Raw genomic sequence first — 21,888 nt, 5'->3', positions numbered from 1 at the left:
TCAACGCGGTGCGGGGCGGTCATGAGACGGGCATCTCAATTACTGGGAAAGACCCAGGCATTCGGCTTGCACTTGATCCCCTCGATGTCCAGCGACTTCGTCTGCTGCTGCATCACCGGGGCGAGCGCCCCGGGCGTGCGGCAGCTCACATGGTTGTGTCCGAGCCGGTGTCCCACCTCGTGGTTGATCAGCATCTGCCGGTAGCTGAACATCGCCTTGTCGCCGAAGGTCTTCGCGCCCTGCGCCCAGCGGAAGGCGTTGATCATGACGCGGTCGGTCGAGGCCGAGTCGCAGGACACATTGTCGATGGTCGTGTCCAGACCGGACTTGGCGCACCAGACGCCGGTGGTCCCGGGGCTCGCGAGCGTGATCACGAAGTCGGCCTCGCCGCTGGAGACGCGTTCGAAGGTCATGGCGCCGTTGTGGGCCCAGCTCCGGTCGTCGTTCAGGGTCTTCTGGACGGCTTCGGCGAAGACCCCGCCGTCCAGCCCGAGCCCCTTCTCGATGTCCACGCGGTAGCGGAACTTCTGCCCTTTGCCGGGCGCCTTGGCGAGACCGGGTACGGCGGTGAAGTCGCCCGAGGCCGTCAGTTCCGGATCGAGCGGGAACTGGCGGGTCATCAGCTGCGCGTAGGTGGGCGCCGGGGTCGCCGCCGCGGAGGACCGCGTCGGGGTGGGCCGGCCCTTGTAGCGCGAGGTGTCCTCATTGTCGGCACGGTCGGCGCCGTCGGCTGACCGCGCGCCGACCGTTTTCGTCCCGCCCTCGGTGACCTGCCCGGCCACGACGACCGCGAGGACGGTGGTCACCGCCGCGGCGGCGATGCCGGTGAGCGCCCGCCCTTTGCCGCCTCTGGCGGGCTCCGCCGGATCCTGCTCGGTGTCCCCGGCGCCGGGGCCGTCGGCGCCGCCGTCCCGGTCACCGGCGGGGTGCGGGCCGGGCGCGCCGTCCTCCGAGACGGCGGTGCGGGAGGACGGGGCACGGAAGGCGTCGAACGCGTCGTCGTCGAACGCCTCGATGAACTCGCGTCGCGGTCCCGGAATACGCGCGGGCGCCGGAGCGGTGTCCGGAGCGGTGGGGGGTACCGAAGGCGTGGGCGCCGAAGTCCCGGGCGTACGCGACTTCTTGGGCGGGGCCGCGGCGCGCGGCGCGGTGTCGGCGGACTCGGCGGGGCGACGCGTATCGCCGCGGCGCCGCTCACCGCCCCAGCCGCCGCCTGCCTCACGCTGCTCGGGGTGACCGCCGCGCACCTGAGGCACGCCGTGCGCGGGGGTGGCGTGCGCGGGGGTGGCGTGCGGTTGCTCCGGGTCCGCGTCGCGGCCGTCCGCGGCGCGTCTGCGCCACCCTCTGCCGGATCCGCCGGCCCGTGCCGGGTCGGGTTCCTCCGCCGCGACCGCGGCCGTGGACCGCGCGCCCTGGGGTACAGGGCCCTTGCGGCTGTGTCGTCCCACGCCCCGGATCAGCTCCTGTCGTAGTCATCGATGAGTTCCCGGCACGCCTGCGCGACCTGCCTGGGGTACTCCATCATGGCAACATGTCCGGCCTCGGGGAGGGTAAGCAGCCGGGAACCGCGGAAAGCGGCCGACGCCCTGCGGGCCATACGGTACGAAACGAGCAGATCCCGCCCACCGTAGACGAGCAGCGTCGGTGCCAGCACCCGTTCGGCCTGCCGCCACAACCCGTGTTGACCACCCAAGGTGTACGCGTTGACGATACCGCGCGCCGAGTTGGCCATCGCGTCCCAGAAATACGGCAGTTGCAGCCGGCGCTCCATCTCCCGCACGGCGTGACGCAGATCCTCCTCCCGAACTGACGAGGGGTCGCCGTAGGTCAGCCCCATCGCGCCGCGCGTGCGCTGCTCCGGCGTCCAGTCCCGGGTGAGCCGGCCGAACAGCGAGGCGACACCGGGCAGCGCGAGGAGCGCGGTCGGCAACGCGGTGCGCTGCACCCGGATCTCCGGCAGCGCGGGCGAGATCAGCGTCAGGGTCCGCACCAGATCGGGCCGGGCCGCGGCGACGCGCGTGACGACGGCGCCGCCGAGGGAGTTGCCGAGGAGATGCACGGGACCGCGCTTCTCCGCGTCCAGCAGCCGGATCACCGCGCGGGCATGGCCGGTGATGGAGTAATTGCCGTCGTCCGGCGGCGGCGAGTCCCCGAACCCGGGCAGATCGACGGCCTCGCCGTCGACGATGTCCTCCAGGAACGGCATCAGCGCCGACCAGTTCTGCGAGGAGCCGCCGAGCCCGTGCACATACAGCGCGGGCGGCGCGCCGGCCCGGGACGCGGGACGCGCCCGTACACACAGCGTCAGCCCCGGCAGCGCGACGGAACGGAGCCGCTCCCCGTCCGCGACCCGTACGGGACTGACCTTCGGCGCCACGGCGGCGGCGATGGTTTCCGGCAGCTCGGTCGACGACATGCCGCAATGTTACGAGACGATCACGCCCCGGTCCGTGTGTCCGCCGTCACAAGCCGCATGGCGCCGCGCATCCCCTGCTCCTAGGCTCTTAGGGAGAGCTCTGGGAGAGAGAGGGCACGCCATGGCGGTTGACCCCACGGATCCCGAAACCTTCGAGACGGACGGCGAGGAAGAGACGGCCGAGCGGGACGAGGAGGTCCCCGAGGCCGACGCCGCGGAACAGCACACGGACGTACGGCCCGGGGGCGACGAACCCCTGACGCGCATCGACCCGGACAGGGCGGACGAAGCGGACGCGGCCGATCAGGCGCGGGCGGTCGGGACCGACGAGGACGACGACTACCGTCCGTGACCGGCCGGCCGGGCTTGTGGCGCGAAGGGCCTGGTACGCGCGCCGGAGGTGACCGGACGCCAAAAAAACAGGTCCTCACCACGCACAGCCGGGTTACCCAAAAGTACGATGGCCAGGCGGCGCACAGCGCGCACGGAACGAATTTTTGGGAGGCGGCGTGACAGCCATAGAGCAGACAGAGGCGGCGCGCCCGCGAGGCACGCGCCTGCCGCGTCGCGCCCGACGCAATCAGCTGCTGGGCGCGGCTCAGGAAGTGTTCGTCGCACAGGGCTATCACGCGGCCGCGATGGACGACATCGCCGAGCGGGCCGGCGTCAGCAAGCCCGTCCTCTACCAGCACTTCCCCGGAAAGCTGGAGCTCTATCTCGCCCTGCTCGACCAGCACTGCGAGAGCCTGCTCCAGGCGGTCCGTACCGCGCTCGCGTCCACGACGGACAACAAGCTGCGCGTCGAGGCCACGATGGACGCGTACTTCGCCTATGTCGAGGACGAGGGCGGCGCGTTCCGCCTGGTCTTCGAGTCGGATCTGACGAACGAGCCCGCGGTGCGCGAGCGCGTCGACCGGGTCGCGCTCCAGTGCGCGGAGGCCATCTCCGACGTGATCGCCGAGGACACCGGGCTCTCCAAGGACGAGTCCATGCTGCTGGCCGTGGGGCTCGGCGGCGTCTCGCAGGTGGTGGCGCGCTACTGGCTCTCCAGCGAGTCCGCGATCCCCCGCGATCAGGCGGTCCAGCTCCTCACCTCGCTGGCCTGGCGCGGGATCGCCGGCTTCCCGCTGCACGGCAGCGAGCAGCACTGAACGGCGGGTGTTCGCTGCGGGCGTTCCCCGCGGCGTCTTCCGGGTGGTCGCTCCGGGCTAATGTGTGCTGCGTACCGCGCGGCTGGCCGCGCAACGCAGACCGTTCGGAGGGACATAGCCGTGGAGGTCAAGATCGGCGTGCAGCACACGCCCCGCGAGATCGTTCTGGAGAGCGGGCAGACCGCCCAGGAGGTCGAGCGCGCCGTCGCCGACGCGCTGGCGGGCAAGGCGCAGCTGCTCAGCCTCACGGACGACAAGGGCCGCAAGGTGCTCGTACCGGCCGAGCGGATCGCGTACGTGGAGATCGGTGAGCCGGCCACACGACGCGTCGGATTCGGCGCTCTGTAGTCACGCGCACGCGTCACTGTCGTCGCTTCGCCGTCGTCACTGACATCCGGGAATGGCCCGGCGGGACACCCCCGCCGGGCCATTCCGCTGTCCGTCCGCCGTCCGTTCCCCGGTCCCCCGCGCGGTCCGTCGCCCTGCCCGTTCCGCGGTCTGTTACCCGTGAGTTCCGCTATGCGCGTAGCCGCCTCTCCCGGGGGTCTGTCGAGGGTTGCGTTCCGTGCACTCCGGGTAGTGACGTGCTGGGCCCAAGGCCCTGACCACATGTCACTCCCGGCGTCGTGAGGTGATCAGCAGTGATCTGGGAAGTTCTCGGATCGGTCCTGCTCGGACTCGGTCTTTCGTGGGCGGCCGCCAGCCGGCTCTCCCACCGGCTCCCGGCTCACCGGACGGTGTTCACGGCCGGCCCGGTCGGCGCGCTCGTCGGCGCCTATGTGACGCATATGGCGCTGGGCTCCGGCCATGTTCTCGCGACGCTCGTCGGTGCCCTGCTGGTGGGAGCGGTGCTGCTGTCGCTGCTGCTCCGCCCCACTCGCCGCGGACTGCGCCGGCCGCAGACCTCCACCTCCTGAGCCGATCCCCGAGGGGCTGCCCGCCGGTCGGGGATCAGGATCAGGGGTCGGGGGTCAGGGGTCGGGATCAGGGGTCGGGATCAGGGGATCAGGCGGCCAGCCCGAGGGCGGCCATCCGCTTGGTGTGCGCCTCGGTGATCCGGGAGAACATCCGGCCGACCTCCGCGAGATCGAACCCGTCCGCCACCCCGCCCACGAGCATCGTGGAGAGCGCGTCGCGCTCGGCCACGACCCGCTGTGCCTGCGAGAGCGCCTCGCCCATCAGCCGTCGCGCCCAGAGCGCCAGCCGCCCGCCGACCCGGGGCTCCGCCTCGATCGCGGCGCGGACCTTCTCCACGGCGAAGTTGCCGTGTCCCGTGTCGTCCAGTACGGCGAGCACCAGCGCGCGGGTGTCGGTGTCCAGCCGCGCGGCCACCTCGCGGTAGAAGTCGCTGGCGATCGAGTCGCCCACGTACGCCTTGACGAGACCTTCCAGCCAGTCCGACGGCGCGGTCAGACGGTGGAAGTCGTCGAGCGCCTTCGCGAACGGCTCCATCGCACCGGTCGGCTCCGCGTCGATCGCCCGCAGCCGGTCGTTCAACCGCTCGAAGTGGTGGAATTCCGCGGCGGCCATCTTCGCCAGGGCCGCCTTGTCGGCGAGGGTCGGCGCGAGCTTGGCGTCCTCGGCGAGCCGCTCGAAGGCCGCCAGCTCCCCGTAGGCGAGCGCTCCCAGCAGATCCACGACCGCTGCGCGGTACTGCGGCTCGGCGGAGGCCGTGTCCCAGTCCTGGGCGGCGATCCCGGTGGGTTCCTCGGCTGCGGATGCGGGCGTGGTGGCGTTGTCGGGCGTCTCCATGGACCGCACAATAGCCCGCTCTTCGCGCCGCGTAAGGGCCTGGTCAGACACTGTGGTCACACCGTTCCGACGAATTCGCCCAACACACATGCGCGATTCCGGGGTACAGTGGTAATGCGCCTGCCGAATATTCGGCGGGCGATCGCAGTGTTAGACAGTGTTTGAACGAGGGTAGTCCCTCGTGCAGGCCCCATGAGGATGCCCGGTCGGTGGCCCGATCGGCTCCGACCCCGACCGCCCTCCGCGCGGATCGTACGCACAGCAGCGTACGGCCGCAGATGAGGGGCCCCCTCAGCGGTTCGAGCGCTCGAGCGACGGCAGTGGTCCCGCGCCATCCGGCCAATCCACGGCCGGCCGAGTACCCAGGTGCGGTACGACCCCCAGCGTTCGCCTCGTGCCGCGTCTCACAGAAGAGGCAGCACCCTGACTACGACTTTCCGAGACCTCGGAATCCTCCCCGAGACAGCCGAAGCGCTAGAAGCCGTCGGCATCCTGTCTCCGTTCCCCATCCAAGAGATGACGCTCCCCGTCGCGCTTTCCGGCAAGGACGTCATCGGACAGGCCAAGACCGGCACGGGCAAGACGCTCGGCTTCGGGCTGCCGCTCCTGGAGCGCGTCACGGTCCCCGCGGACGTCGAGTCCGGCCGGGCCGTGCCCGAGAAGCTCACCAACGCCCCGCAGGCGCTCGTCGTCGTCCCCACCCGCGAGCTGTGCACGCAGGTCACCAACGACCTGCTGACGGCCGGCAAGGTGCGTAACGTCCGGGTCCTGGCGATCTACGGCGGCCGGGCCTACGAGCCGCAGGTCGAGGCCCTCAAGAAGGGCGTCGATGTGATTGTCGGCACCCCGGGCCGGCTGCTCGACCTGGCGGGCCAGAAGAAGCTCGATCTCTCCCATGTGCGCGCGCTCGTGCTGGACGAGGCCGACGAGATGCTCGACCTGGGCTTCCTGCCCGACGTCGAGAAGATCATCCAGCTGCTGCCGCCCAAGCGGCAGACGATGCTGTTCTCCGCGACGATGCCGGGCGCGGTCATCGGCCTCGCCCGCCGTTACATGTCGCAGCCCACGCACATCAGCGCGACCTCCCCGGACGACGCGGGCGCGACCGTCGCCAACACGACGCAGCGCGTCTACCGTGCCCACTCCATGGACAAGCCGGAGATGGTCGCCCGCATCCTCCAGTCCGAGGGCCGCGGACTGGCGATGATCTTCTGCCGTACGAAGCGCACGGCCGCCGACATCGCGGACCAGCTCGCCCAGCGCGGCTTCGCCTCCGGCGCGGTCCACGGCGACCTGGGCCAGGGCGCCCGCGAACAGGCGCTGCGCGCGTTCCGCAACGGCAAGGTCGACGTCCTCGTCTGCACCGATGTCGCCGCGCGCGGTATCGACGTCGAGGGCGTGACGCACGTCATCAACTACCAGTCGCCCGAGGAGGAGAAGACCTACCTCCACCGCATCGGCCGCACGGGCCGGGCGGGCGCGTCCGGTACCGCCGTCACGCTCGTCGACTGGGACGACATCCCGCGCTGGCAGCTGATCAACAAGGCGCTCGACCTCGGCTTCCCGGACCCGCCGGAGACGTACTCCACGTCCCCGCACCTGTTCGAGGAGCTGAACATCCCCGCCGGGACCAAGGGCGTCCTGCCGCGCGCGGAGCGTACGCGCGCCGGTCTTTCGGCCGAGCAGGTCGAGGACCTCGGCGAGACGGGCGGCCGCGGCCGTAAGTCCGCCGCCCCCGCGGCGGCGGCGGTACGGGAAGAGCGCCCGGCCCGCACGCGCACGCCGCGCCAGCGCCGCCGTACGCGCGGCGGGACCCCGCTGGAGGCCGGCGCCACGGTGGCGGCGCCGCAGTCACCGAGCGCCGAGCCGCAGTTCCAGACGGCGGAGCCGCAGTTCCAGACCGCCGTGCCGATGGACGTGCCCGCGAGCGTGGAGCGGCCCGCCGAGCCGCGTACCCCGCGCCGTCGCCGCCGTACCCGCACCGGAGCCGGGTCCGGGGCCGTGTCCGGGACACCGGCCGTGGAGACCACGACGGAGCCGGTCGTTCCGGAGCCGGTCGTCGCCGAGCCGGTCGTTCCGGAGACCGTCGCCGCGGAAACCGTCCTTCCGGAGCCGGAGGCGGAGCCCGTGGCCAAGCCGCGCCGCCGCCGTACCCGGGCCGCGAAGCCCGCGGCCGACGCGGCCGCGACGGTCGGGGCCGCCGCGGTGACGGAGCCGGTCGACGCCCCCGAGGCGCCGGTCGCCGAGACCAAGCCGCGCCGTCGTACGCGCGTCGCCAAGCCCGTGGCCGAGGCCGCGGAGCCGGTGGCGGTGGAGCCGGCGGACGGCACGGCCGAGGCCCCCGTCGCGGAGACCAAGCCCCGTCGCCGTACCCGCGTCGCCAAGCCGGCCGCCGAGGCCGTCGAGGCCGCCGCGACCACGGACGCGCCCGAAGCGGAGGCGGAAGCACTGCCCAAGCCGCGCCGCCGCCGTACGCGCACGACAGCGGCGAAGACCGAGAGCTGACGCACGCGCGCACGAGAGCCGGATGGCCCGACGCCCCCAGAGTGGGGTGCCGGGCCATCGGCTTTCCCGGGCGCCGCTAGCCTCTTCGCATGAGTCGGCCGCCCACGTTCGTCCCGCCCTCCTGTGCCCGCGCCCGTACGCTCGCGACCCGCCGCGGGTCCTTCGCCACGCTCGACGCGCGGCCGGCCCGGGAGCCGCGCGGCACCGCGCTGATGCTCCCGGGGTTCACCGGCAGCAAGGAGGACTTCATCGCGCTGCTGGAGCCCCTCACGGAGGCCGGCTACCGGGTCGTCTGCGTGGACGGCCGCGGCCAGTACGAGACCGCGGGCCCGGAGACCGAGGACGGCTACGCGCAGAGCGAGCTGGCCGCCGACGTACTGGCGCAGACGGAGGCGCTCGGCTCCCCCGTACATCTGGTCGGGCACTCACTCGGTGGTCTGATCGCCCGTGCCGCCGTGCTGCTCGACCCCGGCCCGTTCGTCACGCTGACGCTGCTGTCCTCCGGACCCGCGCGGGTCACCCCGGTCCAGCGGGAGCGGGCCGAGCTGCTCAGCGGGGCGCTCAGGGCCATGACCATGGGGCAGGTGTGGGAGATCATGCGCTCGATGGATCCCCCCGAGGAGACCGCCGTCGACGGGGAGGATCTGCGCAGGCGCTGGCTTCTCACCCAGCCGGCCCAGCTGATCGCCACCGGCCGGCAGCTGAGCGTGGAGCCGGACCGGGTGGACGAGCTGGCCGCCGTACAGCCGCTCCCCAAGCATGTGATGTCCGGCGAACGGGACGACACCTGGCCGGTGCCGCTGCTGGACGAGATGGCCGTGCGCCTCGGTGCCCGCCGTACGGTCATCGCGGGCGCCCAGCACTCGCCCAACACCGACCGGCCGCCGGAGACCGCCGCCGCGCTCAAGGACTTCTGGGACGCCCACGGCTGACATGGCAGGACACGGCCTGGCACCGCTCACCGCGACACCCACGGCCGGCCGCCAGAGGGCTTCGAGGCGCTTCGAGGCCGGACCGGGCCGTCAGTCGTCAGCCGCCAGTCGTCAGTACTGCGACTGCAAGTGGTGCCAGAACCCGTCCCGCAGCGACCGCCGCAGTATCGCGTGGCCCCGTAGCGACCGCTGGAGCAGCTTCTCCGCCTCGATCAGCAGATCCTGGTCCACCGGGCCCGGCAGATACGGATGGCCCGGCAGCAGCTCGGCCATGGCTTCCCGGCCGCGCTCCGCCAGCCAGGTCGCGGCGATCTGCGCGCCGATGAACCGCACCTGGTCGCGGGAGGGCGGCGGCTCGCCCTCGTGCTCGTAGGTGGTGACCGGCCGGCGGGTGACATACGGCTTGCAGAAGTCCAGGTCGAAGGTGCGCTGGCTGTCGACCTCCCACAGCAGCGGCTCGGCCTGATTGCGGCCCTCGCCCGCCTCGATGCCCCAGAGGTGCACGCGCGCGCCGTACCCCTGGGCCGCCTCGACGGCCGACACCAGGTCCTCGTCGCCGCCGACCAGCGCCGCGTCACTGATGGCGCGGTGCCGGGCGAGCGATTCGAGATCGGTGCGGATCAGGGAGTCGACGCCCTTCTGCTGGTTGTTGGCGTTCAGGTTGCCGAGTCTGACCTTGACGTCGGGCAGTTCGGCGATGGACTGCTGCTCCGAGGTGTGGATCCGGCGTCTGGCGCCGTCGTACCAGTACACGCGCAGCAGCCGGCTGTCCGCGAAGATGATCCGGGCCTTGTCGATGAAGGCCTCGATGAGCCCCTCGGCGTCCAGATCGAAGGCGCGCCGGTCCTCGGTGCCCGCCACCAGCAATCCGGCCGCAGCATAGACGTAACCGGCGTCGACGAAGATGGCATGTGTGGACGGGGTCTTGGCGACTTCGGCGAGCATGCGCTGGAGCAGCTCGTTGGTGCGCTCCAGACGGGCGCCGATGTCGGCGATCTCCGGGTTGATCTCTGCCTCGCTCATACACCGTTCATTCTCTGCGGACGCGACTGTACCCGCCAGAAGTTAGTCATCCGAAAATTTTCCTTAGCGTAGGGAATGTTTGCAGTGGGCAAGCCGTTGCATCTGGATGTAACTGCCGACGGCTCAGTCCGTCACCCCATAGTTCTCCAGCAGGAGGATCAGACGAAGGGAGAAGCCTTGCGCTTCGAAATCATGCGACTCGACGATGTTGACGGCTCCGCTGTCGACAGCACCGTTGTGGACGCCGCCTCCGTCAACCGGATCGTGCAGCAGGCCGCCGCGATGGGCCAGCGCATCTATATCCGCCCGGCCGAAACCTCGGCCTCGTAACCCCGTATCCCTTCGCGCCGCGCACGACAGCGGCCGGCCGCGAACCGATGAAGCGCCCCTGTACGGATCACTCGTACGGGGGCGCTGCCCCTGTCAGGCGCTCTGGATCACCTGGGTGACGCCGTTGATGATCTGCTGAACGGCGATGGCCGAAAGCATCATCCCGGCCAGCCGGGTCACCAGCACCACTCCCCCGTCCTTGATCAGCCGGATGATCAGCAGCGAGTAGCGCATCGTCAGCCAGAGCACGACATGCATCGCGACGATCGCCGCCCAGACCGAGATCCGCGCCGAGGCGCCGTCGGCGTGCTGCACGGCGAGGATGACGGACACGATCGCGCCGGGTCCGGCGAGCAGCGGCATCCCCAGCGGTACGAGCGCGACATTGACGTCCTTCGTCTGCTGGGGCTCATCGGTCTTCCCGGTCAGCAGATCCAGCGCGATGAGCAGCAGGAGCAGCCCGCCGGCGATCATCAGCGCCGGTACGGAGACATGCAGATAGTCCAGGATCTGCTGGCCGAGCAGACCGAAGACGGTGATCACTCCGAAGGCGACGGCCACCGCCTGCCAGGCCATGGCGCGCTGGACCTTGGCGGGCCTGCCTGAGGTGAGGGCGAGGAAGATCGGGGTGATCCCGGGAGGGTCCATGATCACGAAGAGCGTGAGGAAGAGAGAGCCGAAGACAGCGAAGTCGAACACAGTGAGGGCCTTGCGGGACGTAGAGACGGGAGACTCGGGAACGGACGCGGGAACGGACGCGCGCGGAGGCGCGGCAAGACGAGGGCACGACCGCGCCACGAGGGAGCGGCACGAAGACGCGGGGTGTGGACGCGGTACGGAAAGGAAAGGGGAAGCGGTACGGATACGGCGCGGTACGGCGGGAGTTACGCGCGTCCGCCCGCACCGGGCACCGGGAAGGCACCGGAGGCCCGCCGGGTGATCTCGCCGTAGATCTCCGGGTCGGTGGTACAGCCGCCGAGTTCCACGGACTTGCGGCTGCCGTGGTAGTCGCTGGATCCGGTGGGCAGCAGGCCGAGTTCGGCGGCCAGTCCGCGCAGCCGGGCCCGGGTCGGTTCGTCGTGGTCCATGTGATCGACCTCGATGCCGTCGAGACCGGCCTCGGCGAAGCGGACGATGGCGGACTCGGGCACGACGCGGCCGCGCTTGGCGGCCAGCGGATGCGCGAACACGGTGACCCCGCCGGCTGCCTTGACCATGCGGATCGCCTCGAAGGGGTCGAGTTCGTGCTTCTCGGCGTACGCGCGTCCGCCGTCCGCGAGCCACTCCCGGGTGAAGGCGTCGGAGACGGTCTCGACGACGCCGAGTTCGACGAGGGCGGTGGCGATGTGCGGACGGCCGAGCGAGGCGTCGCCCGCGACGCGCGCCACCTGCTCCCAGGTGATCGGGACGCCCAGCTCCTGGAGCTTGCGGACCATCGTCCGCGCGCGCGGGACGCGGTCGTCCCGTACCAGCTCCCGCTCGGCCAGCAGCTCCGGCGCGTCCGGGTCGAAGAGATACGCCAGCATGTGCAGGCTGATGCCGTCGAGCCGGCAGGAGAGTTCCGCGCCGGTGACGAGGGTGAGGTCCCGGTCGACGGCGGGGAGCGCGGCGATCGCCTCGGCGTGGCCGCGGGTGGTGTCGTGGTCGGTCAGCGCGACGACGTCGAGCCCGGCGGCGGCGGCGTTGCGCACCAGCTCGGCGGGGGTGTCCGTACCGTCCGAGGCCGTGGAGTGGGTGTGCAGGTCGATGCGCACGACGCGTCACTCCGGAGGTTCGGGGCGGACAGGGGGACGGTCAAGGATAACGGCACGCGCGGACGGCCCAGGACGCGCCGGGCACGTACGCGAACCGGCACACGCGGACGGCACTCTCAGGACAGCAGCCGGGGCGACAGGGCTCCGCAGGGCAGCAGTTCCATCTCCGCGCCCACGTCCCGCAGATCGGTGAGCACCACCTCGTCGTAGAGCAGCAGTCCCGACCGTTCGGGCCAGACGATCGCCCACAGCCACAGCCCGAGCGCCTCGCCCGCGAAGACCGCGCGGTCCTCCGGGGCGTCCGCGACATGCCAGAGCGGGGTGGGCCGGCCGGCCGCGAGCACCTTGGTCTGCGGTGGCTTGTCGACGCATATGGCGGGTCCCGGGTCCGGGCCCTCGATCCCCGCGTAGCGCGCGCCGAGCCCGACGCCCAGCTCCTCGGCGACGAGCAGCAGCTCCCCCATGCCGCCGAGCGACCCCGGTCCCGAGCAGGCGACGGCGGTGGCACGTCCCCCGCTGCGGTCGTCGCCCGCGTACGCCACGCCCGTGAAGAGCCAGCCGACGGGCAGCGGCCAGGGCATCCACACCGGCACCCGCGCGCGGTGCACCACGACACCGAGGGCCTCGACGCTGGGCGGTATCACGGGCTGCAGCGGATGCACGGTGCCATGTACATCGCACTGCCAGGAGTCGGCGAAGAGACCGGGCGCCCTGACTCGGCCACCGCACTTCGGGCAACTGGGTTCGCCCCTCATAGCGCCCCACGGTCCTCCCCGGCCGACGCCGCGTCAAGGACGATCACCCGTCCGGTCAGAGTCCGGACGCCGCGATATAGATGTAACTTGCACTTATTAGTGTGCCTAACTTATTGTGTGCATATTGCATCGATCCAGCGGGAGAGTGGAGGGCACGCCCTATGCGCGGAGAGGATCCGTTCGACGAGAAAGACGGGGGAACGGGCGGTCTGCCGCGTCAGCCGAAGGCCGTCTGGGCCACGGCGGGCGCGTCCGTCGTGGCCTTCATGGGGATCGGTCTGGTGGACCCGATCCTGCCGTCCATCGCCAAGGGCCTGGAGGCGACCCCGAGCCAGGTCTCACTGCTCTTCACCTCGTACTTCCTGATCACCGCCGTCGCCATGCTCCTCACGGGGTGGGTCTCCAGCCGGATAGGCGGCCGGAAGACCCTGCTCGCGGGGCTGGCGCTCGTCGTGGTCTTCGCGGCCCTGTCGGGTACGTCGTCGTCGGTGACCGAGCTGGTCGGCTTCCGGGCCGGCTGGGGGCTCGGCAACGCGCTCTTCGTCTCGACCGCGCTCGCCGTGATCGTCGGCGCGGCGGCCGGGGGCAGCTCGGCGGCGATCCTGCTGTACGAGTCGGCGCTCGGTCTCGGCATGGCCTGCGGACCACTGCTCGGCGCGCTGCTCGGCGACGCCAGCTGGCGCTATCCGTTCTTCGGCACCGCGGCCCTGATGGCCATCGGCTTCGTCTGCATCACGGCGTTCCTCAAGGAGCAGCCGAGGCCCGCGCGCAGGACGTCGCCGCTCGATCCGGTCAGGGCCCTGGGGCACGGCGGGCTCGCGTCCGCGGCGGCCTCGGCGTTCTTCTACAACTACGCCTTCTTCACGGTCCTGGCCTTCACGCCGTTCGTACTCGACATGACCCCGTACGCGTCGGGGGCCGTCTTCTTCGCCTGGGGGCTGCTGCTCGCGGTCTTCTCGGTGCTCGTGGCGCCCCGGCTCCAGCGGCGCTTCGGCTCGCTCCGGGTCCTGGGCGGCTCACTCGTACTGCTCGCCGTCGACCTGCTGGTGCTCGGATACGGGAACCACACCGCGGCCGTCGTCGGCACGATCGTCTCCGGCGCCTTCATCGGCCTGAACAACACCGTCTTCACGGAACTGGCGCTGGGGGTCTCCGACGCGCCCCGGCCGGTGGCGAGCGCGGGCTACAACTTCGTCCGCTGGTTCGCCGCGGCGGCGGCGCCCTTCCTCGCGCCGAAGATCGAGGAGTGGAGCAACGTCCACATCCCGTTCGTGATCGCCGCGCTCGCGGCCGTCGTGGGAGCGGTCATCGTGGGCGTACGGCGCGGTGCGCTGAGCCAGGAGGCCGAGCAGTCGCGGCCCGCGCACGCCACGGAGGACGGCGTCGCGGTCTTCGCCGACTGAATCCGCCGGGCTGGCCGCCGGGCTGGCCGCCGGGCTGACAGGCCAACAGACAGACGGGCCGACGGACTGACGGGCCACCGGGCTGACAGACCAACAGGCCGACAGGCCGGCGCGACCGGGGAGCCGGGGAACGCCGAGTGCGTCCTCAGTCCAGGGGCACGGAAGCGCGCAGCGGGTCGCGCAGATCCGTGCCCCGCGCGAGCCAGCGCTCCTCAAGCTCCCGCGCGCCCCTGACCCGCTTCCACGCCGCCTCATTGGGCGTCATCGGCAGCAGCGGCAGAAACCGCACCGGCTCCAGCGGCGCGTCCAGCTCCAGATCCGCCACCAGCCCGCCCGGCTCGCCGACCAGTACGGAGCTGAAGGGCGCCCCCGGCCACAGCGGCTCGCCGAGGTCGAGCGAGCTGCCCGGGGCCACGACCACGCCCTCGACCTGCGGAGACGCGGCCAGCACGGCCAGCGGGCGGAGGACCTGATCGGTAGCGGCGAGCCCGGCGCGCACCGACAGGACCAGCTCGGCACGCGGCCCCTTCACGGGATCGGCGAGCAGCGCCGACGGGTCCGCCATCGGCTGCGCCGACATCCCGAGCGTGGCGTAGCGCACCACACCGGAGCCGCCCTGGGAGTCCACGAAGCGCAGCACCTCGAAGCGGTCCGTCCCGAGAAACGTCACCGCGGCGCGCGCGTCCGGTTCGCCCAGCGCCGTACGGAGCCGGGCCTCGACCAGATCAAGAATTTCTCCCATCCGGCGAGCATAGATCCCGTAAGGATTGGGCAGGGGTCGGAGTTGGCCCTCGGTGTGCTGATAGTCTTGGCCGCTGGTAGGGACAGCACGCAGAAGCGTTGCTCTCTTGTCCCGACGACGTCATCCCCTACGGGGGACCGGCCGGAGGAGGTGGGGCTGCGGTGGATCGAAGTCACCCGGCCAGTACCAACCGCTCTTCCGTACGGACCCCGTGTCCGGTGATCTGACGCCCCTTTCCCCGGGCCCACGGCATATCGCACGACGGAAGAGCACGTCTCTCAGTATCTGAGCAGTGCCTGAGCGGTATCTGACTCTCTGCCTGTCTGTAGCGAACGCCGTCACCGCGACCCTTCGGTGCCGCCCGCTTTGCGGACGTACGCATCACGTCCCCATTCCGGGCTGTGCCACGCCTCGCCGACGGCCTCTCCGTGAGGAGCCCGCCATGTCGATGATCCGTGACCTGCGCGCAGCGGTCCGTCCGTCCCTGCGCAAGACCAAGCCCGTGTACGGCAAGTACGACACGTACGACGCCACCCGCGACCCCTCCGCGTCGAGCGCGGTCGTCGACTGCGCGGTCTACCGCGACGGCCGGCGGGTCACCGAGAACCCCTGTGTCACCCCGCACGAGGCGATGCTGCGGGTGCGCGAGGGCGGCGGCTTCGCCTGGATCGGCCTGCACGAGCCGACGGAGGAGGAATTCGCCGGTATCGCCGCCGAGTTCGGGCTGCACCCGCTGGCGGTGGAGGACGCCGTGCACGCGCACCAGCGGCCCAAGCTGGAGCGGTACGACGACACCCTGTTCACCGTCTTCAAGACCATCCACTACGTGGAGCACACCCAGCTGACCGCGACCAGCGAGGTGGTCGACACCGGCGAGGTCATGTGCTTCACCGGCCGGGACTTCGTGATCACCGTCCGGCACGGCGGCAAGGGCTCGCTGCGCGCGCTGCGCCACCGTCTTGAGAGCGACGCCGAGCTGCTCACCAAAGGGCCCTCCGCCGTACTGCACTCCATCGCGGACCATGTCGTCGACGGATACGTCGCGGTGGCGGCGGCCGTGCAGGACGACATCGACGAGGTCGAGATCGATGTGTTCTCGGCCCCGGAGAAAGGCAGCTCGCGCGGCGCTGACGCCGGGCGGATCTACCAGCTCAAGCGCGAGGTGCTGGAGTTCAAGCGGGCCGTCTCCCCGCTGCTGCGGCCGATGCAGCTGCTGAGCGAGCGGCCGATGCGGCTGGTCGACCCGGACATCCAGAAGTACTTCCGCGATGTCGCCGACCATCTGGCCCGGGTGCACGAGCAGGTCATCGGCTTCGACGAGCTGCTGAACTCGATCCTCCAGGCGAATCTCGCGCAGGCGACGGTCGCGCAGAACGAGGACATGCGCAAGATCACGTCCTGGGCGGCGATCATCGCCGTACCGACGGCCGTGTGCGGGATCTACGGCATGAACTTCGAGCACATGCCGGAGCTGGGGTGGAAGTACGGCTATCCCATGGTGCTCGGAGCGATCGCCACCATCTGTCTGACGATCCACCGCACCCTCAAGCGGAACGGCTGGCTCTAGAGCTGGGCAGCTGGGCGTAGGGCGCCGTCCGGCCGTCGGATACGTCCTGCCCGGCCCTCGTCCCGGCGGCTGGATAGGCTGCGGGCATGACAGAAGCAGACCTCGGGCCCGACCTCGGACAGGTCCTCGTCGAAGAGGCCACCAAGAAGTCCGGCCTCATCTGGGTGCGCGGCCCGGGTCCCGACCGCGCGCTGTGGCACGTATGGCACGAGGGCGCGGCGCTGCTGGTCGGGGACGGCCCCGGGGAGCAGCCGCTGCCGGGGCTCGCGGACGGCTCGGTGGCCGAGGTGACCGTACGGAGCAAGGACAAGGGCGGCCGGCTCGTCGCCTGGACGGCGGCCGTCGCGGAGCTGGCGCCGCACTCGGAGGGCTGGGAGACGGCCGTCGCCGAGCTCAAGGGCAAGCGGCTGAACGCGCCCGACGCCGAGGTCATGCCGGAGCGCTGGGCGCGTGAGTGCCGGGTGCTGCGGCTGACGCCCCAGGACGCGATCACCGACCTGCCGGACTCCTCGCTGGCGGCGGCGCCGCTGCCGACCGGGGCGACGACCCGTCAGCCGCTGCCGGCCTCGCTCGGACGGCTCCTGCTCAAGCGCGACAAGCGGAAGGACAAGGACCAGGGCAAGGCCCGGGGCAAGCGGAGTTAGTCGCTGGTGGCCGGGAGCCGGCTGCCGTAGTCGACGGTCTCGCCCTTGGCCGGCGCCGCCAGTTCGAAGTCACGGCCCCAGTCCGCGAGCGAGAGCGTCCCCGCGCCGCCCGCGCGCACCAGCTGCAGCGGATACGGCGCGCCCTCCAGCGAGACGTCCAGCGTCCCGCCGTCGCCCTCACCGCCGTTGATCTTGATGGTCCGCACGCCGCCGATCCGGTCGCGGGCGCCCTTGTTCAGCTTGCCGTGCAGCGTCAGTATCCCGGCGAGCAGCACCTTCATGTCCGTGAAGCCGCTCAGCTGCTCGTACGAGGGGTCGTCCTCCGGGACCTTCACGTACTTGTCCTGGAGCTTGTCCGCGGCCGCGGCGTCCGAGGCGCTGGGCTTGGCGCTCTCCTCGCCGCCGGCGCCGCCCTCACCGTCCTCGCCGTCCGCGTGGTTCCAGAAACCGGCGTCGGCCTTCAGGAAGAGCGCGTCCTCGATGCGCAGCAGCTGGAAGGTGCTGTTCTTCGACGTGACGGTGCCGGTCCCGCCGTTCGTCTTGAGCCGCATGTTGAGCTTGTAGGTCTCTCCCTGCGTGACCAGCGTGCCGGCGAGCCTGACCGCGCCCGCGGCGTTCGCCGCGGTCTGTGCCTTTCTCTCGATCTCGGTGGCGGAGAGCTTGCCGACCCCGTTCGTACCCTCGTCCGGATCCTCACCGCATGCCGTGAGAACCGCGGCCAGCCCCACGCAGAACGCGACGGGGAGAGCGACCCTGCGGGCACGGCCGGACGACAGGAGAACGGTCACAGACGCACTGCCTCTCAAACGCAGCTGGGGATGGCAGACCGCAGCGTACCCGGGCCGGAGGTACCTCTCGACAGAGACCGCACAGACATCGTAGGAAGGCTGTACGGACGGATACGTCAGGGCGTACCGCAGCGGTACGGGCTAGCCTGAACCCGTTATCCCGCCGGATAGAAGGACAACCGCGGACGAAGGAGGCGCTGGGAAATGGCGGCAGGCGCCCCCCGGATCTTTGTCTCGCATCTCGCCGGTGTGGCGGTCTTCGATCCCGTCGGCGACCAGGTGGGCCGGGTCCGCGATCTCGTGGTGATGCTGCGGGTCGGCGGGCGTCCGCCGCGGCTGCTCGGGCTGGTCGTCGAGGTGCTCAGCAGGCGCCGGATCTTTCTGCCCATGACCCGCGTGACCGGTGTGGAGTCCGGCCAGGTGATCACCACGGGCGTGCTCAACGTACGCCGCTTCGAGCAGCGGCCCACCGAGCGCCTCGTCCTCGGCGAGCTGCTCGACCGCCGGGTGCGGCTCGTGGAGAGCGGCGAGGAGGTGACGGTCCTCGATGTCGCCGTCCGTCAGCTGCCGGCCCGCCGCGACTGGGAGATCGACAAGGTCTTCGTACGGCGTGGCAGGAAGGGCGGCGCCCTGCGGCGGCGCGGGGAGACCCTGACCGTCGACTGGTCCGCGATCACCGGCTTCTCGCTGGAGGAGGAGGGGCAGGGCGCGGAGAGCCTCGTCGCCACCTTCGAGACCCTGCGCCCGGTCGATCTCGCCAATGTGCTGCACCATCTGACGCCGAAGCGGCGGGGCGAGGTGGCCGTCGCCCTCGATGACGACCGGCTCGCGGATGTCATGGAGGAGCTGCCGGAGGACGACCAGGTGGAGATCCTCGGCAAGCTCAAGGAGGAGCGCGCGGCGGATGTCCTGGAGGCCATGGACCCGGACGACGCGGCCGACCTCCTCTCCGAGCTGCCCGAGAACGACAAGGAGCGGCTGCTCACGCTGATGCGGCCGGACGACGCCGCCGATGTGCGGCGGCTGATGGCGTACGAGGAGCGCACGGCGGGCGGTCTGATGACGACCGACCCGATCGTGCTGCGGCCCGACGCGACGGTGGCGGAGGCGCTGGCCCGGGTACGGCTCCCGGACCTCTCCCCCGCGCTCGCCGCGCAGGTCTATGTCTGCCGGCCGCCGGACGAGACGCCGACGGGCAAGTACCTGGGCACGGTGCACTTCCAGCGGCTGTTGCGGGATCCGCCGTACACGCTGGTCAGCTCGATCGTCGACAGCGATCTGCCGCCGCTCGCGCCCGACACCCCGCTGCCCGCGATCACCAGCCATCTCGCGGCCTACAACATGGTGTCGGCGCCGGTGGTGGACGAGGGCGGATCGCTGCTCGGCGCCGTGACCGTCGACGACGTGCTCGACCACCTGCTGCCCGACGACTGGCGGGAGACCGGCTACCACGGCATGGAAGAGGCGGCCCGTGGTGAGTGAGCGCCCCGACAGGGAGCCCGGCCGGGAGCGCGCGAGGACCAGCTCCGGGGCCGGATCGACCGCGCTGATGCGGGGCGGCCGGGTCAGGCTCGATCAGCCCGCCCCGCCGCGGCGCCGGCTGCTGCCCGAGTACGATCCCGAGGCTTTCGGGGTGCTCTCGGAGCGCATCGCCCGCTTTCTGGGGACGGGCCGCTTCATCGTCTGGATGACGCTGATCATCATCGTCTGGCTCGTCTGGAACGTCACCGCCCCGCGCGAACTGCGTTTCGACCCGTACCCGTTCATCTTCCTGACGCTGATGCTCTCCCTCCAGGCGTCGTACGCCGCGCCGCTCATCCTGCTGGCGCAGAACCGCCAGGACGACCGCGACCGGGTCACACAGGAGCAGGAGCGCAAACAGAACGAGCGCTCGATCGCCGACACCGAATACCTGACGCGCGAGATCGCGGCGCTGCGGATCGGCCTCGGCGAGGTCGCCACACGCGACTGGATCCGGTCGGAGCTCCAGGATCTGATGCGGGACATGACGGAGCAGCACGCTCCGCCGCGCGCGGAGTCCGGGCGTGAGGAACCCGGCCGCTGACGGGCTTTCCCGAGCCGGCACGGACCGCCGTACCATCTCGGTATGGCTACCGACACGTACGGAACCGCCGTCCCCGCGGAAGAAGCGGTGCGCGAAGCGCTGGCGACGGTGAACGACCCCGAGATCCACCGGCCGATCACCGACCTCGGCATGGTCAAATCGGTGGATATCGATGCGGACGGAGTGGTGGCCGTCACGGTCTATCTGACGGTTTCCGGCTGCCCGATGCGCGACACGATCACCCGCAACGTGACCGACGCGGTCGCCCGGGTCGCGGGAGTCACGCGGGTCGACGTCACGCTGGACGTGATGGGCGACGAGCAGCGGCGCGAGCTGGCCGCCTCGCTGCGCGGCGGCACCGCCGAGCGCGAGGTTCCCTTCGCCCAGCCGGGCTCCCTGACCCGGGTGTACGCGGTGGCGTCGGGCAAGGGCGGTGTCGGCAAGTCCTCGGTGACGGTCAACCTCGCCGCCGCGATGGCCGCCGACGGGCTGAAGGTCGGTGTGGTCGACGCGGACATCTACGGGCACAGCGTGCCGCGGATGCTCGGCGCGGACGGCAGGCCCACCCAGGTCGAGAACATGATCATGCCGCCGTCGGCGAACGGCGTGAAGGTCATCTCCATCGGGATGTTCACCCCGGGCAACACGCCGGTCGTCTGGCGCGGTCCGATGCTGCACCGCGCGCTCCAGCAGTTCCTCGCGGACGTCTACTGGGGCGACCTGGACGTGCTGCTGCTCGACCTGCCGCCGGGGACGGGCGATATCGCGATCTCGGTGGCGCAGCTCGTGCCGAACGCCGAGATCCTGGTGGTCACCACCCCGCAGCAGGCCGCGGCCGAGGTCGCCGAGCGGGCCGGCTCCATCGCCGTACAGACCCATCAGAAGATCGTCGGCGTGGTCGAGAACATGTCGGGCCTGCCCTGTCCGCACTGCGACGAGATGATCGACGTCTTCGGCACCGGCGGCGGCAAGCTGGTCGCCGAGGGCCTGACGAAGACGACGGGCGCCGAGGTGCCGGTGCTGGGCGCGATCCCGATCGACGTACGGCTGCGGGAGGGCGGCGACGAGGGCAAGCCCATCGTGCTCTCCGACCCCGACTCGCCCGCCTCGACCGCGCTGCGCGGGATCGCGAGCAAGCTGGGCGGGCGGCAGCGCGGTCTGTCGGGCATGTCGCTGGGGATCACCCCGCGCAACAAGTTCTGAGCGGTCCCGCGACGACAGCGCGACAGCTTCAACGGGTGAGGGGCGGCCGCTCGTCGCGGCCGCCCCTCACCCGTTGTCCTCAGGACACTTACGTCGCCCTCAGGACGCGTACGTCCTGATGTCCTCGATCACCGAGAAGCCGAGGCCGTAGGCGCTCATCCCGCGCCCGTACGCCCCGAGGTGCACCCCGCGGCGCGTCGAGCCGGCCAGCACCCAGCCGAACTCGGACTCTCGGTAGTGGAACGGCGTCGGCTCCGCGTCGACGGGCAGCGAGAGCGTCGTCCAGTCGGGCCCGTCGAGATCGTCGGCCAGCTCGAACGCGGCCTCCGTCTGCTGCTCCAGCCAGTTGTCACGCAGCGAGTGGTCCAGCTGCGGGGGCCAGGTGAACGCCAGCAGCGCCGAACCGGCCAGCCAGGCCGCCGAGGAGGCCGTGGTGGCGTCCAGGTGACCGGTACCGTCACCGGTGCGCCGTTCGGGGCTCGTGGCCACCGTCACGACCACCGCGAAGCGTTCCCTGTCGGCGGCCGGAGCCTCCGGTCTTATCGACGGCTCTTCACCATGGCCCGTGGCTCCGTGCCGTACCGTTCCGTCGGCCGTCGCGCCGACCTGCATGAGCCAGCGCGGCCCGGTGAAGGCGTCATCCAGTCCGTACCAGGGGAAAGGGGCCCGCAGATAGCCTTCGACCGAACGCAGGGCGGCTGCCCCGCCTCCGGCCCTGGCTGAGCTGGCCGCGTCCCGCGTACCCGCCCGACTCGTCGTCTCCATCTGCCAGCGCCTCCTCGATCGTGAGCGTACGGAGCGGCCCGCCCCCGACGGGCGCCCCACTACCGAACACTTGGAGGATAACCACCAGGTCCC

At 71.2% G+C, this 21,888-nt stretch carries 23 protein-coding genes; 13 read left to right on the top strand and 10 right to left on the bottom strand.

The window, feature by feature from the left end:
* Positions 1-35: 35 nt before the first annotated feature.
* On the bottom strand, positions 36-1,448 hold the full coding sequence (locus tag ACZ7LS_RS07730; RefSeq protein WP_385135537.1) for a DUF3152 domain-containing protein: 1,413 nt from the start codon (positions 1,446-1,448) through the stop codon (positions 36-38).
* Positions 1,449-1,456: 8 nt separating this feature from the next.
* Positions 1,457-2,416 (bottom strand): alpha/beta fold hydrolase, encoded by a 960-nt coding sequence (locus ACZ7LS_RS07725; RefSeq protein WP_382674499.1) that lies wholly within the window; start codon positions 2,414-2,416, stop codon positions 1,457-1,459.
* A 121-nt stretch (positions 2,417-2,537) separates the two neighbouring features.
* On the opposite strand from ACZ7LS_RS07725, the gene ACZ7LS_RS07720 reads away from it, so the two are divergent.
* The 4 genes from ACZ7LS_RS07720 (at position 2,538) to ACZ7LS_RS07705 (ending at position 4,484) form a co-directional block, all read left to right on the top strand.
* Entirely contained in the window at positions 2,538-2,768 is a 231-nt protein-coding gene (locus ACZ7LS_RS07720; protein ID WP_382525049.1) for a hypothetical protein, read from the top strand.
* Between the two features lie 157 nt (positions 2,769-2,925).
* Positions 2,926-3,567 (top strand): TetR/AcrR family transcriptional regulator, encoded by a 642-nt coding sequence (locus ACZ7LS_RS07715; RefSeq protein ID WP_129770471.1) that lies wholly within the window; start codon positions 2,926-2,928, stop codon positions 3,565-3,567.
* A 120-nt stretch (positions 3,568-3,687) separates the two neighbouring features.
* Positions 3,688-3,915 (top strand): DUF3107 domain-containing protein, encoded by a 228-nt coding sequence (locus ACZ7LS_RS07710; RefSeq protein WP_030352887.1) that lies wholly within the window; start codon positions 3,688-3,690, stop codon positions 3,913-3,915.
* A 293-nt stretch (positions 3,916-4,208) separates the two neighbouring features.
* Positions 4,209-4,484 carry a hypothetical protein gene (locus tag ACZ7LS_RS07705; RefSeq protein ID WP_382525051.1) on the top strand — a complete coding sequence of 92 codons (276 nt, stop codon included), beginning with the start codon at positions 4,209-4,211 and terminating at the stop codon, positions 4,482-4,484.
* 88 nt (positions 4,485-4,572) lie between these two features.
* Here ACZ7LS_RS07705 and ACZ7LS_RS07700 read toward each other — a convergent pair whose 3' ends face one another.
* On the bottom strand, positions 4,573-5,319 hold the full coding sequence (locus ACZ7LS_RS07700; RefSeq protein WP_030352889.1) for a ferritin-like fold-containing protein: 747 nt from the start codon (positions 5,317-5,319) through the stop codon (positions 4,573-4,575).
* 516 nt (positions 5,320-5,835) lie between these two features.
* On the opposite strand from ACZ7LS_RS07700, the gene ACZ7LS_RS07695 reads away from it, so the two are divergent.
* The gene (locus ACZ7LS_RS07695) at positions 5,836-7,824 is read left to right on the top strand and encodes a DEAD/DEAH box helicase (RefSeq protein ID WP_385135533.1); all 1,989 of its coding nucleotides are present in this window, start codon (positions 5,836-5,838) and stop codon (positions 7,822-7,824) included.
* 89 nt (positions 7,825-7,913) lie between these two features.
* A complete protein-coding gene (locus tag ACZ7LS_RS07690; protein ID WP_382525055.1) occupies positions 7,914-8,756 on the top strand; it encodes an alpha/beta fold hydrolase in 843 nt (280 codons plus the stop codon).
* 111 nt (positions 8,757-8,867) lie between these two features.
* Here ACZ7LS_RS07690 and ACZ7LS_RS07685 read toward each other — a convergent pair whose 3' ends face one another.
* A complete protein-coding gene (locus ACZ7LS_RS07685; RefSeq protein ID WP_129770475.1) occupies positions 8,868-9,779 on the bottom strand; it encodes an NYN domain-containing protein in 912 nt (303 codons plus the stop codon).
* 84 nt (positions 9,780-9,863) lie between these two features.
* Here ACZ7LS_RS07685 and ACZ7LS_RS07680 point away from each other — a divergent pair, with 84 nt between their 5' ends.
* Positions 9,864-10,109 carry a hypothetical protein gene (locus tag ACZ7LS_RS07680; RefSeq protein ID WP_129770476.1) on the top strand — a complete coding sequence of 82 codons (246 nt, stop codon included), beginning with the start codon at positions 9,864-9,866 and terminating at the stop codon, positions 10,107-10,109.
* Positions 10,110-10,202: 93 nt separating this feature from the next.
* Here the strand turns inward: ACZ7LS_RS07680 and ACZ7LS_RS07675 are convergent, their stop codons facing one another.
* The 3 genes from ACZ7LS_RS07675 to ACZ7LS_RS07665 form a co-directional block, all read right to left on the bottom strand.
* A complete protein-coding gene (locus ACZ7LS_RS07675) occupies positions 10,203-10,808 on the bottom strand; it encodes a MarC family protein (protein ID WP_382525057.1) in 606 nt (201 codons plus the stop codon).
* A gap of 185 nt (positions 10,809-10,993) precedes the next feature.
* The gene (locus tag ACZ7LS_RS07670; protein WP_385135528.1) at positions 10,994-11,863 is read right to left on the bottom strand and encodes a PHP domain-containing protein; all 870 of its coding nucleotides are present in this window, start codon (positions 11,861-11,863) and stop codon (positions 10,994-10,996) included.
* A 116-nt stretch (positions 11,864-11,979) separates the two neighbouring features.
* A complete protein-coding gene (locus tag ACZ7LS_RS07665) occupies positions 11,980-12,618 on the bottom strand; it encodes a DUF6758 family protein (RefSeq protein ID WP_385135525.1) in 639 nt (212 codons plus the stop codon).
* A gap of 161 nt (positions 12,619-12,779) precedes the next feature.
* On the opposite strand from ACZ7LS_RS07665, the gene ACZ7LS_RS07660 reads away from it, so the two are divergent.
* Positions 12,780-14,021, top strand: coding sequence for an MFS transporter (locus tag ACZ7LS_RS07660; RefSeq protein WP_382525062.1), 1,242 nt, complete (start codon positions 12,780-12,782; stop codon positions 14,019-14,021).
* A gap of 145 nt (positions 14,022-14,166) precedes the next feature.
* On the opposite strand, the gene ACZ7LS_RS07655 is transcribed toward ACZ7LS_RS07660, so the two are convergent.
* Positions 14,167-14,763 carry a suppressor of fused domain protein gene (locus tag ACZ7LS_RS07655; RefSeq protein WP_382525064.1) on the bottom strand — a complete coding sequence of 199 codons (597 nt, stop codon included), beginning with the start codon at positions 14,761-14,763 and terminating at the stop codon, positions 14,167-14,169.
* A 442-nt stretch (positions 14,764-15,205) separates the two neighbouring features.
* On the opposite strand from ACZ7LS_RS07655, the gene ACZ7LS_RS07650 reads away from it, so the two are divergent.
* Positions 15,206-16,330: a magnesium and cobalt transport protein CorA gene (locus ACZ7LS_RS07650; RefSeq protein WP_382525066.1), complete on the top strand. Its 1,125-nt coding sequence runs from the start codon at positions 15,206-15,208 to the stop codon at positions 16,328-16,330.
* An 86-nt stretch (positions 16,331-16,416) separates the two neighbouring features.
* Positions 16,417-16,974, top strand: coding sequence for a hypothetical protein (locus tag ACZ7LS_RS07645; RefSeq protein WP_382874796.1), 558 nt, complete (start codon positions 16,417-16,419; stop codon positions 16,972-16,974).
* Here the strand turns inward: ACZ7LS_RS07645 and ACZ7LS_RS07640 are convergent.
* Entirely contained in the window at positions 16,971-17,762 is a 792-nt protein-coding gene (locus tag ACZ7LS_RS07640; RefSeq protein ID WP_382525069.1) for a hypothetical protein, read from the bottom strand. The two genes, ACZ7LS_RS07645 and ACZ7LS_RS07640, sit on opposite strands and share 4 nt — an antisense overlap.
* A 204-nt stretch (positions 17,763-17,966) precedes the next feature.
* On the opposite strand from ACZ7LS_RS07640, the gene ACZ7LS_RS07635 reads away from it, so the two are divergent.
* The 3 genes from ACZ7LS_RS07635 to ACZ7LS_RS07625 all read left to right on the top strand — a co-directional run bounded on the left by ACZ7LS_RS07635 (position 17,967) and on the right by ACZ7LS_RS07625 (position 21,030).
* Positions 17,967-19,244, top strand: coding sequence for a magnesium transporter MgtE N-terminal domain-containing protein (locus ACZ7LS_RS07635; protein ID WP_382525071.1), 1,278 nt, complete (start codon positions 17,967-17,969; stop codon positions 19,242-19,244).
* 67 nt (positions 19,245-19,311) lie between these two features.
* Positions 19,312-19,827 (top strand): DUF1003 domain-containing protein, encoded by a 516-nt coding sequence (locus tag ACZ7LS_RS07630; RefSeq protein WP_382525087.1) that lies wholly within the window; start codon positions 19,312-19,314, stop codon positions 19,825-19,827.
* 42 nt (positions 19,828-19,869) lie between these two features.
* Positions 19,870-21,030 (top strand): Mrp/NBP35 family ATP-binding protein, encoded by a 1,161-nt coding sequence (locus ACZ7LS_RS07625; protein WP_382674529.1) that lies wholly within the window; start codon positions 19,870-19,872, stop codon positions 21,028-21,030.
* Positions 21,031-21,129: 99 nt separating this feature from the next.
* On the opposite strand, the gene ACZ7LS_RS07620 is transcribed toward ACZ7LS_RS07625, so the two are convergent.
* On the bottom strand, positions 21,130-21,795 hold the full coding sequence (locus ACZ7LS_RS07620) for a hypothetical protein (protein ID WP_193564039.1): 666 nt from the start codon (positions 21,793-21,795) through the stop codon (positions 21,130-21,132).
* Positions 21,796-21,888: the final 93 nt, after the last annotated feature.

Source organism: Streptomyces sp. NPDC039430 (genome assembly GCF_055639435.1).
Note: the sequence above shows the minus strand (reverse complement) of the source record. Positions and strands in the feature narration are given on the sequence as shown.